Source organism: Nocardia barduliensis (assembly GCF_013315795.1).
Classification (GTDB): Bacteria; Actinomycetota; Actinomycetes; order Mycobacteriales; family Mycobacteriaceae; genus Nocardia; species Nocardia barduliensis.
In genome coordinates, this window is sequence record NZ_JABLTE010000222.1 from 1 (window position 1) to 3,434 (window position 3,434).

A 3,434-nucleotide genomic window follows, 5' to 3' on the forward strand; every position below is an offset into this window, starting at 1 on the left:
ACTCCGGCCACGGCACGCGCGCGCACGGCCCCGAAGGACCGCCGCGCCGGAGGACATCGCTCGTTCTTCTCCGCGTCCGGCGCCACCGGGTGAAGAATCTACGTATGCGAACCGTACTCATTCTCGGCCGGGTAGGTCGGCCAATAGGAGACCGCGCCGGTGGGCTTGTCGATGACGCACACCGAACCGCCGACGATCACCCGCGGGGTGTTCGGGTCGGTGTGCGCGGCGTGGGCGAAGGCGGCGACGGCGACGAAGCAAGCCTCGAATTCCGTGAGCTGATAGGTGATTCCGCGTTCGGTGTAATCGCCGTTGGCGAGATGGTGGCCGACGATCCGGTGTGCCTGGGGCAGGTCCACCGGTGTGGTCGCCTCGGTCGGGTAGGCGTGGATGTCCATGTGTCGTCGCAGCCGGGGAGTGGCCGCCCGCTCCTTCCGGGTCTCTGGATAGCACGGCAGCGGCTCGGTGCGAGCCGGTTTCCGGTCACTCGAACCGGATGGTGGACAACATCTTGCGGGCGAGGGCCAACGGATCGGGTTCGTCGGCCAGTGACGAATTATGCAGTGCCCCTTCGCGCCACAGCGAGGCGAAGCCGTGCACCAGCGACCATGCGGCGAGTTGCGTCGCCTGCTGATGGTCGCGGCTGTGGCCCGATTGGATGGCCGAGACGCCGGAGCGCAGCGCCGCCGCGGAACGTTCCCGTGCGGCCCGCAGTGTCGCGTCCTCCGCGTGCAACAGGTTGTGCCGGTACATCACGTCGAAGTGTCCGGGGTGCTCGCGCGCGAAGCGGATGTAGGCCACCGCGACTTCGCGGAAATCCGCGCCGGCCCGCGCGAGCTGTTCGGCCAGCAGTTCGAAGCCCTCGGTGGCCAACGCGGTGAGCAGGCCCGCTCGGTCGCCGAAGTGATGGGCGGGCGCGGCGTGCGAGACGCCCGCGTGCCGCGCCAGGTTGCGCAGCGAGAGCGCGTCGACGCCCTCGGCGGCGATCCGCTCGGCCGCCGCGGCGAGCAGCGCCGCGCGGAGATCTCCGTGGTGGTAGCCGTCCTTCGCCATCCCTCGATGGTGGCCGATTATCTAGACATTGACAAGTTCCAGGCGCCGCCCCTAATCTTTCCACTGTCAAGATTTGCTCTCGTTCCCCAGGAGATCCCGATGGCACCGCTGGTTGTCCTCGCCGCCGTCACCGCGATCGCCCGCCTCACCGGCTGGCTGATCGGCAACGGCTGGCTCGATTCGTGGGCGCACGCGGCCGCCCTCGGTCTGGCCGCGATGCTCGTCCTCACGTCGAGCGCGCACTTCCTGCAGCCGCGCCGCGACGCGCTGATCGCCATGGTGCCGCCGCGGCTGCCGAACGCCCCCGCCCTGGTGACGCTGACCGGCGCACTCGAAGTGGCGGGGGCGGTCGGCCTGCTGATCCCGGCGACCGCCGTTCTGGCCGCGGCCTGCCTGATCGCGCTGCTGGTGGCGCTGTTCCCGGCGAACGTCCGGGCCACCCGAGCCGACTTGGGCATCAAGACGATGCCCCTGCCGCTGCGGGCGCTGGTTCAGCTGCTCTTCATCGCCGCCTGCGTGGTCGTCATCGTCGGCTGAATACGGCGAAGGCCCGCTCACGCACCGGAACGCGGTGGGTGAGCGGGCCTTTCGCCTGCTGGTCAGCTGGAGCGCATCGCCTTGGCGATGGTGCGGCGCAGGAACGGCCGCGCCAGATCCTCGGGCAGATTCGCCCAGGCGAGGAAGAACCGCGTCAGCGGATCGAGTGCGATGTGGTGGCGGCCGCGCTCCAACCCGCGCACCGCCGCCTCGGCGACCCGCTCGGGGGACATCGGCTCGATCGAACCGGTGATCGCCTTGGTTTCCACCGGCTTTCGCCGGTTCTCCATGGCCAGTCCCGGTGTGTCGGTGTCGGCGGGATAGATCACCGTGACGTCCACGCCTTCGGGCTCGACTTCGTAGCGCAGGCACAACGCCAGCTGCCGGACACTCGCCTTGGTCGGCCCGTAGGCGGTGTAACCGGAGATCCCGAGGAACGCCGCCGTCGAGCTGACCAGCAGGATCTTTCCGCTGCGCCGCGCCACCATCCCGGGCAGCACTCGCCGCACCGCGTGTACCGCGCCGAGATGGTTCGCCGACATCTGCGTCTCGAACTCACCGGCGTCCACCTCGAGGAACCGGCCGGGCAGGGCGAGGCCGGCGCAGCAGGCGATGACCTCGCAGGGCCCGTTGCGCTGCTCCAGCTCCGTGATGGCCGAGGCCAGTCGATCCTGGTCGGTCACGTCCGCGGCGGCCCAGTCCGCGCCGAGCTGTTTCGCGGTGTCGCGCAGCGGCGGCTCCCGGCGCGCGATGATCGAGACCGTCGCGCCGCGCCGCGCGAAGGCGCCGGCCACCGCGGCGCCGATCCCTTCCGATCCACCGGTGACGATGACGTGCTTGCCGACCCAATCGCTGACCCGTGCCATCGCGCCGATCCTAGGCCCGGCTCGCGGTGACGATCTCGGCGATCCGGTCCCGCCACAGCAGATAGGTGCCGGAGCTGCCGTCGTCGGGCAGGTCGTCGAGCGAGGATTCGATCAGCGCGTCGGTCTTCGCCACGCTGGTCCCGCAGAAGACCTGCGCGGCCGCCTCGCTGTGCTCGTTGACGCTGTTGGTCTGCTGCCGGATGCGCGCCACCATGGCCGAACCGAGGGACAGCTGCGGCCGGTACTCGCCGGCCACGTCCCAGAGTTCCTCCATCGCAGCGGTTTCCACGCCGCCTGCGAAGGTGACGGCGATGCCGACGCCGCTCCACAGGTCGGCGTGCCGCTGCGGGGCGAACTCGCTGATCAAGCGCACCACACCGGCCGGGCTGCCGCCGCCGATGAACCACAGCGCACGGCCCGTGCCCTGATCGACGATGCGTTTGAGGTTGTCGCGGTCGCCGAGCCAGCCGGGGTAGCGGGTCTCCACGTGCTTGTCCCGCACGTAGCGCCGCATCTGGAAGAACGCTTTGTAGAAGCCGTAACCGTCGATGGCCAGCCACCGGAACAGCGGGTGCTGCGGGAACAGTTTGCGCCACCGGAACTTCGGGATCTTCGCCATGGCGAGGCCCACGCCGACGTACATGGTCAGCGCGTATTCGCTGGCGGGTCCGTCGATCAGCGCGGCGGCGCGACGGCCGGGCGAGAGCGAGTCGAGCGCGGTGAGGCCGACCGCGGCGCCTTCGTAGGCGAACCCGCGGTACTTCGGCGGCACCTGGAGCAGGGCGGTGATCAGCTCGTCGTTGTCCGAGCTGCGGACCGCGGAGTCGATGCCGCCGACCAAGTGCATGGTCACCTGCTCGAGTTCGAGCGCGGTGTGCTGGTCGGGCTGCTCGAATTGGCTGAGCACTTTGCGGACACTGGCCGGGCTGGGAACGAAAATGGCCGCGCGCAGCGGACCCAACGGGGAGGGCATGGGGG

The 3,434-nt window shown here is 69.9% G+C and carries 5 protein-coding genes; 1 reads left to right on the forward strand and 4 read right to left on the reverse strand.

Annotated elements, in window-relative coordinates:
• Window positions 1-98: 98 nt before the first annotated feature.
• On the reverse strand, window positions 99-398 hold the full coding sequence (locus HOV91_RS38580) for an SUKH-4 family immunity protein (protein WP_174190112.1): 300 nt from the start codon (window positions 396-398) through the stop codon (window positions 99-101).
• Window positions 399-483: 85 nt separating this feature from the next.
• Complete coding sequence (locus HOV91_RS38585) at window positions 484-1,053, reverse strand: TetR/AcrR family transcriptional regulator (protein WP_174190113.1); 570 nt, start codon at window positions 1,051-1,053, stop codon at window positions 484-486.
• A gap of 99 nt (window positions 1,054-1,152) precedes the next feature.
• Between HOV91_RS38585 and HOV91_RS38590 the strand changes: the two genes are divergently transcribed.
• The gene (locus tag HOV91_RS38590) at window positions 1,153-1,590 is read left to right on the forward strand and encodes a DoxX-related protein (protein ID WP_174190114.1); all 438 of its coding nucleotides are present in this window, start codon (window positions 1,153-1,155) and stop codon (window positions 1,588-1,590) included.
• 62 nt (window positions 1,591-1,652) lie between these two features.
• On the opposite strand, the gene HOV91_RS38595 is transcribed toward HOV91_RS38590, so the two are convergent.
• Both HOV91_RS38595 and HOV91_RS38600 read right to left on the reverse strand, forming a co-directional pair.
• Window positions 1,653-2,456, reverse strand: a complete 804-nt coding sequence (locus HOV91_RS38595; protein WP_174190115.1) for an SDR family oxidoreductase — start codon at window positions 2,454-2,456, stop codon at window positions 1,653-1,655.
• Window positions 2,457-2,466: 10 nt separating this feature from the next.
• Window positions 2,467-3,434: DUF1702 family protein (locus HOV91_RS38600; protein ID WP_174190116.1), on the reverse strand; the 968-nt coding region annotated here is incomplete at its 5' end.

What these genes read in the sequence shown, in the direction of transcription:
- HOV91_RS38585 (WP_174190113.1), bottom strand. Translation starts at nt 1,053, where the DNA reads ATGGCGAAGGACGGCTACCACCACGGAGATCTCCGCGCGGCGCTGCTC.
- HOV91_RS38595 (WP_174190115.1), bottom strand. Translation starts at nt 2,456, where the DNA reads ATGGCACGGGTCAGCGATTGGGTCGGCAAGCACGTCATCGTCACCGGT.
- HOV91_RS38580 (WP_174190112.1), bottom strand. Translation starts at nt 398, where the DNA reads ATGGACATCCACGCCTACCCGACCGAGGCGACCACACCGGTGGACCTG.
- HOV91_RS38590 (WP_174190114.1), top strand. Translation starts at nt 1,153, where the DNA reads ATGGCACCGCTGGTTGTCCTCGCCGCCGTCACCGCGATCGCCCGCCTC.